Here is a 6,840-nt window from a genome sequence, read left to right as displayed (position 1 = left end):
GGGCGGTCTCCACCGCCTGGTTCAGCTCCACCGGGCCCACCGTTCCGATCAAGCGGAGGCGACCGTCATCCGGGGCGGCGTCGAGGACGACGACGCAGCCCGCGGCCGGCCGCTCCAGAAGTCGGCCGGTGACGCCCGTCAGCTGCTCGTCCGGACGGGCGGTGGCAACCATCTCCAGCGGAATCATGACCCGGTTGATCCGGGCGAGACCTCGATCGTCCATCGGCACGGCGGCGAGGTCACGCAACAGCACCACCCCGGCGAGGGATCCGTCGAAGTCCTCGACCCCGAACACCGCCCTCCGCGAGGGCAGGACGACCTCGTCCAGCGCGCTCGCGACGGTCGTCCAGGCGGACAACGGCGGCGGCGGCGGGCTCATCACGTCCCGGACGGTCAGACCCTCCAGCGCGACGTAGGCCCGCTGCTGCGCCTGGGCGAACCGGGAGGTGCCCAGCGCCAACCAACCCAGCAGGACGGCCCACAGCGCGACGAGCCCAACCAGGAACGACCCGACCACCCCGACGGCGATCAGCGACCAGCCAGTGATCACGCCGGCGCGGGCCGCGGCCTGCTCGGCGCGCGCACGACTGCCGGTGCGGCGCTCCACCCGGGCGGCAATCAACCGGCCGCCGGAGCTGCGCGGGGAGGGGAGGACGTCGACGAGGGTCACCAGCAGCGCGAAGGTACCCACCCACAGGGCCACCTCCCCGGCCAGTTCCCAGGTGCCGGCGGGTGCCAGGGCGCCGAGCACGACGAGCAGGGCCCCGGCGGCGGCGGTGACGAGCAGGCCGGCCCGCGCGATCCGCGCCTCGACCTGGGTACCGACCTGGGTACCGACCTGGGTGCCCATCCCCGGCGCGGGATCGAGGGCCGCCACGGGCGGCGGCGCGAGATCGATGCCGCGGGATGCCGGGTGGGGGGGTGCCGGGCGCGGGGCAGCCACCACGCTCGCGGAGCGGTCGGGTGCGCCGGCCAGGACCAGCCGGCTTCCGAAGGCGCCGAGGGTGATGCCGAGAGCGGTCACCCCCGACCGGCGGGCCGACCGGGCCCGCATCAGATCGGCGGCCAGCAGGACGCCCACGAGCAGGCCCGCCCCGATCAGGCCGCCGGACAGGTAGGCGAATCCGGGCCGGCCGGGCACGGTGGCCGGCAGCGTGATCGCGGAGAGGAGGATGGTGACGATCGCCACCGAGATAGCCAATCCCGGACGCACCGTGATCGGCGGGAGATGTCCCCGTCGGGTGGCGTCATGGGTGGTCATGTCCGCTCAGAGCTCCTAATGAGTTCTTTCACCCTTCACCTGGCCGCGGTCACGACCAGGTGTCACACATGCTCAACGCCTAGCCTGCCCTTCAACGTCCCGGCAGACACCGCAGGGAGTCTGCGACTTTGCCTACGATCTCGTTGCCGAGGTTCGGCAACATCGAAGTTCGGCATCATCGAAGTTCGGCATCATCGAGGGAGGAGACCGGCGGGTGGAGAGGGAGGAGAGCGGCAGGTGGAGAAAGTAGAGGAAGTAGCCCGGCCGGCTGAGATCACCGCGGTCGACAACGACGCCCCGGCGGGACTGCCCGGGACAAGCCTCACCCGGCTCCCCCGGGCGGCCGTGCTGGCCGCCGCCGACGCCCGGCTGCACGCCGGCCTGCTCGGGGACTATCTCGACGTCCTAGCCTCCGCCGCGGACAGCGGACGGCGGCTGTCCGCGGCGGAGCTGGATACGTTCCGTGCGCTCGGCCGGACGGCGGCGGAGTCCGGCGCCGCGCTGCGTGCCCTCGTCGACCTCTACCTCTCTGCAACCTGGCGGATCTGGCCGTCGCTGCCGGCCGTCCGGGCAGCCGACCGGGCGGCCCGCGAGCTCGGCCGGGCTTCGAGCGGCCCGGCACAGCCCGGTCAGCCCACGGATGCCCCGCGCTCCATGGCCGAGGCCGTCGGCGCCGTCTCGAGGACCCGGGCGGCGGCCTCGGCGGTGCTGCGGGCCAGCGACGACGTGGTCGCCGCCGTTTGCGAGGGCTACGAGGCCGCCCGCACCGCCCGGGCCCGCTTCGAGGAGGCGCTGCGCCGCGAGCTCGTCGACGACCTGCTGACCGGCACGTCGGAGGTGGGGCAACTACTGGAACGGGCCGGTACGTTCGGCCTGCGCCTGGAGGCGCCGCACGTGGTCGTCGTCGTCGCGGGCAACCGCCGGTTCCTCGACGGCCGCGGCCTGACCCGGTCGGCGGAGGCGACACTGCGGGAGCACTGTCCGACCGACCCGCTGGTCGCCACCAGGAACGGTCTGCTCGTCTGCCTCATGCCCGAGGAGAACGACCTGACCCGGTTCCCGGCCGGTGCCGCCGCGAACCTCACCTCCCCGGCCGGCCGGCCGGCGCCGGGAGCCGGGCCGCGTGGGCGCCGCCGCCCGGACCTGCCGAAGACCGGCGACGCGGGATTCTCCCCGCTGCCGGCGTTCGCGCTGGCGGAGGGCACGGCCACGGCGGCCACGGCGGCCACGGCGGTGACGACGATGACGGCGGTGACGGCGCTGGCCCGGCGGCTGCAGGCCGAGCCCGGGCTGGTCTGGCGGCTGGGGGTCAGCCGGGGGCGCAGCGGGGTCGCCGGGGTCCGCATCGGGTTCGAGGAGGCCCGCGGCGCCGTCGACATCGCCGGGCGGCTCGGGCTCGACGGGCACGTCGTCCACGCCGACGACCTGCTCATCTACAAGGTCCTGCTGCGTGACCGGGAGGCCCTGGCCGAACTGGTGGACGCGGTGCTCTCGCCGCTGCGCACGGCGCGGGGCGGCGCCGGTCCGCTGATCGACACCCTCGACGCCTACTTCACCACCGGCGGGGTGGCGCTCGCGGCGGCGCGGCGGCTGCACCTGTCCGTGCGTGCCCTGACCTACCGGCTGGACCGTATCCACGCCCTGACCAGGCACGACCCGGCCTCGCCTACCGACCGTTACGTCCTGCAGACCGCCGTGCTCGGGGCACGGCTGATCGGCTGGGATCCCTCGGCCGACTGACCGCGCCCCGGCTGACAGCGGCTGGTCCCGCGGTCCCGGGGGGCGCGCGGGGGACCGGGCGGAAACCGTCGGAGGCCTGTGGTGTGCTAGGAGCCGTGAGCACAACGTTCGAACGGCCCACCATCGACATCGAGCGGACGCGGGCGCCGTTCCAGGTCGTGTCCGACTTCTCCCCGTCGGGCGACCAGCCCGCCGCCATCGACGAGCTGGCCCGGCGGGTCGGGGCCGGCGAGTCCGACGTCGTTCTCCTCGGCGCCACTGGCACTGGGAAGTCCGCGACCACCGCGTGGCTGGTCGAGCGCCTGCAGCGGCCGACGTTGGTGATGGCTCCGAACAAGACGCTCGCCGCGCAGCTCGCCAACGAGTTCCGGGAGCTGCTGCCGCACAACGCCGTCGAGTACTTCGTCTCGTACTACGACTACTACCAGCCCGAGGCGTACATCGCGCAGACGGACACCTACATCGAGAAGGATTCCTCGATCAACGAGGAGGTGGAGCGGCTGCGGCACTCGGCGACGATGAGCCTGCTCACCCGCCGGGACGTCGTCGTGGTCGCGAGCGTCAGCTGTATCTACGGACTCGGCACGCCTCAGGAGTACATCGACCGGATGGTGCGGCTGAGGGTCGGTGACGAGATCGAGCGAGACCTGCTGCTGCGCCGCTTCGTCGACGTGCAGTACACCCGCAACGACCTCGCCTTCACCCGCGGGACGTTCCGGGTCCGGGGGGACACGGTGGAGATCTTCCCGGTCTACGAGGAGCTCGCCGTCCGAGCCGAGATGTTCGGCGACGAGATCGAGCGGCTCACCTACCTGCATCCACTGACCGGGGAGGTCGTCCGCGAGGCGGAGGAGATCTACGTCTTCCCGGCCACGCACTACGTCGCCGGGCCGGAGCGGATGGAGCGGGCGATCGCCGGCATCGAGGCGGAGCTCGCCGAGCGGCTGGCCACCATGGAGCGGCAGGGCAGGCTGCTGGAGGCGCAGCGGCTGCGGATGCGCACCACCTACGACATCGAGATGATGCGCCAGGTCGGGTTCTGCTCGGGCATCGAGAACTACTCCCGGCACATCGACGGCCGCGAGGCCGGGAGCCCGCCGCACACCCTGCTCGACTACTTCCCCGACGACTTCCTGCTGGTGATCGACGAGTCGCACAACACCGTCCCGCAGATCGGCGGGATGTACGAGGGCGACATGTCCCGCAAGCGCAACCTCGTCGAGCACGGGTTCCGGCTGCCCAGCGCCATGGACAACCGCCCGCTGCGGTGGGAGGAGTTCCTCGGTCGCATCGGCCAGACGGTCTACCTGTCGGCGACCCCGGGCCCCTACGAGCTGGGCCGGTCCGTCGGCGTCGTCGAGCAGATCATCCGGCCTACCGGCCTGCTCGACCCCGAGGTCGTGCTCAAGCCGACGAAGGGGCAGATCGACGATCTCGTCCACGAGATCCGGCTGCGCGCCGAGCGGGACGAACGGGTCCTGGTCACCACGCTGACCAAGAAGATGGCCGAGGACCTCACCGACTACCTGCTCGAGCTCGGCATCCGGGTGCGGTACCTGCACAGCGAGGTGGACACCCTGCGCCGGGTGGAGCTGCTCACCGAACTGCGCCGCGGCGAGTTCGACGTGCTCGTCGGGATCAACCTGCTCCGCGAGGGTCTCGACCTGCCCGAGGTGTCGCTGGTGAGCATCCTCGACGCCGACAAGGAGGGCTTCCTGCGCTCGGACAAGTCACTGATCCAGACGATCGGCCGGGCCGCCCGTAACGTGTCCGGGCAGGTCCACATGTACGCGGATGCGATCACCCCGTCGATGCGCCGCGCCATCGACGAGACGAACCGGCGGCGCGAGAAGCAGATCGCCTACAACACCGAGCGCGGGCTGGACCCCCAGCCCCTGCGTAAGAAGGTCGTCGACATCCTCGACGACATGGTTCGCGAGTCGGCCGACGGCGAGCTGATCGGCGGCGGCCGGTCGCAGTCCCGCGGCAAGGCCCCGGTTCCGGGGATGAAGTCGCGCGCCGGCAGGGAGGGTGCCGCCGGCCGGTACGCCGCCGAACTCGCCGGCCTGCCCTCCCACGAACTCGCGCAGCTCATCCGCCAGCTCGACGACCAGATGCACGAGGCGGCGAAGGAGCTGCAGTTCGAGCTGGCCGCCCGGCTGCGCGACGAGATCGCCGAGCTGAAGAAGGAGCTGCGTGGCATGGGCGCCGCCGGCGTGCAGTGATGCCGTGAGCGCCGGCCTGCCACGATCAGCCGGCTGGGGCGACGGTATCCGTGGCGACGGTCCCAGTCTTGGCTGCGGCCTTGGCGTCGCGGCGGGCCAGCAGGTCCTGCCAGACCTCCTCGATGCGGGCGTCGAGGTCGTCCAGGCTCCCACCGTTGTCCACCACGATGTCGGCGACGGCCCGGCGCTGGGAGTCCGTGGCCTGGTTCGCCATCCGCGCCAGCGCCTGGTCGCGGGGCAGGCCGCGGGCCTCGAGGCGGTGCAGCCGCAGCTCCCGCGGCGCCTCGACGACCAGCACCACGTCGTAGGCCCCCTCGGCGTGCACCTCGACGAGCAGCGGGATGTCGTGCACGGCGATCCCGCTCGGTGGCACCTCCCCCATGCGCCGCGCCGTCTCCTCGCGGATCAACGGATGGACGATCGCTTCGAGCCGGCCGCGGGCGGCGGGATCGGCGAACACGATCCGGCCGAGCGCCTCGCGGTCCAAGCCACCGTCCGCGTTCGCCAGTTCGGTGCCGAACTCCGCCAGGACCGCGGCGAGCCCCGGGGTGCCGGGCGCCACCACGTCCCGGGCGACCTGGTCGGCGTCGATCAGCAGGGCGCCCCGGGCCGCGAGGCGCGCCGACACCGCGCTCTTGCCCGAACCAATGCCACCCGTCAGACCTACTGTGAACACATCGCCGAGTCTGCCAGCTCCCGGAGCCAGCCACCCGACCGGTCCGCCCGTCTGCGCCCTCGCGTACTTGGCAGCTCGCGTACTTGGCAGACTGTGCGGATGGAGGCTGCCCCGGTCGCGCATCGGCTCTGGCCGGTCCTGCTCACCGGCACGCTGCTCGGTCTCGGTGCCCTCGGCCTCGCCCTGGCACCGGCGCTCGCCGATTCGGCACCATTGCTGCTCGTCGCGCTGCGACCCACGTGGGCGATCCTGCTGCTGGTCGGCGGCACGGTGCCGTTCGTCCCCGCCCTGCTGATCGCCGCGTTCTTCCGCGGGCTGATCGACGTCGGCTACTTCGGTCTGGCCCGCAACAACATCCGCTCGGTGCTCCTACGGCGCCTCAGCACCGGCCGCGTCGTGGCGGCGCTGTCCCGCCGCGGCACCCAGCGCCCGCTGCTGTGGTTCTGCCTGCTGAACACCAACGCGGCGGTGGACGCGGCGCTCGGCGCCGGCGACGTCCCGCTGCGCCGGTTCCTGCGCTTCCTGGTTCCCGGCTCCCTGCTGTCCTCGGCCCTCTACCTGACGGCGGCGCGTGCCGTGACGCCATGGACGCACGGCGTTGTCACCTGGCTCGACGAGAACATGACCTTCCTGATCCTCGGCAGCCTCACGTTGGCGATCATCCAGCTGGGGGCGCGGACGGTCCTGCGCCGTCGGGGTCGGCTCCGCGCTGCATCCGATTCCCCGCCCGGCTCATCGCCCGGCCCCTCGTCCGGCCGGCATCGCGGCTAAGGCGGTAACGGAACGTTTCCGGCTAACCAGAAGAAGGCGGTGGACTGGCACTCTCTGGACATCCTGCGTCGCAGGTAGCAAGGTCGGTGACTCCGGGGTCATCCGCGGCCGTCGACGTCCGCGGGAATCCACCCGGCGATCACCTCACGCTACGGAGTCGACAATGC

The 6,840-nt window shown here is 72.3% G+C and carries 5 protein-coding genes; 3 read left to right on the top strand and 2 right to left on the bottom strand.

The features are described from left to right. The coding region (locus AC08OP_RS17870; RefSeq protein ID WP_476615237.1) for a peptidase M50 at window positions 1-1,261 on the bottom strand (1,261 nt) is incomplete at its 3' end. A 237-nt stretch (window positions 1,262-1,498) separates the two neighbouring features. On the opposite strand from AC08OP_RS17870, the gene AC08OP_RS17865 reads away from it, so the two are divergent. Next, complete coding sequence (locus AC08OP_RS17865) at window positions 1,499-3,001, top strand: PucR family transcriptional regulator (protein WP_476615236.1); 1,503 nt, start codon at window positions 1,499-1,501, stop codon at window positions 2,999-3,001. A gap of 95 nt (window positions 3,002-3,096) precedes the next feature. Continuing rightward, a complete protein-coding gene (gene uvrB / locus AC08OP_RS17860; RefSeq protein ID WP_476599171.1) occupies window positions 3,097-5,226 on the top strand; it encodes an excinuclease ABC subunit UvrB in 2,130 nt (709 codons plus the stop codon). Between the two features lie 25 nt (window positions 5,227-5,251). Here uvrB and coaE read toward each other — a convergent pair whose 3' ends face one another. Beyond that, window positions 5,252-5,902 (bottom strand): dephospho-CoA kinase, encoded by a 651-nt coding sequence (coaE, locus tag AC08OP_RS17855; RefSeq protein WP_476615235.1) that lies wholly within the window; start codon window positions 5,900-5,902, stop codon window positions 5,252-5,254. A 99-nt stretch (window positions 5,903-6,001) separates the two neighbouring features. Here coaE and AC08OP_RS17850 point away from each other — a divergent pair, with 99 nt between their 5' ends. After that, on the top strand, window positions 6,002-6,673 hold the full coding sequence (locus tag AC08OP_RS17850) for a hypothetical protein (RefSeq protein ID WP_476615234.1): 672 nt from the start codon (window positions 6,002-6,004) through the stop codon (window positions 6,671-6,673). Window positions 6,674-6,840: the final 167 nt, after the last annotated feature.

The sequence above is a fragment of the Frankia sp. CeRuru1 genome (assembly GCF_977966315.1).
The sequence above is the reverse complement of the archived record's forward strand: the minus strand, read 5'-3'. Positions and strand labels throughout refer to the sequence as shown.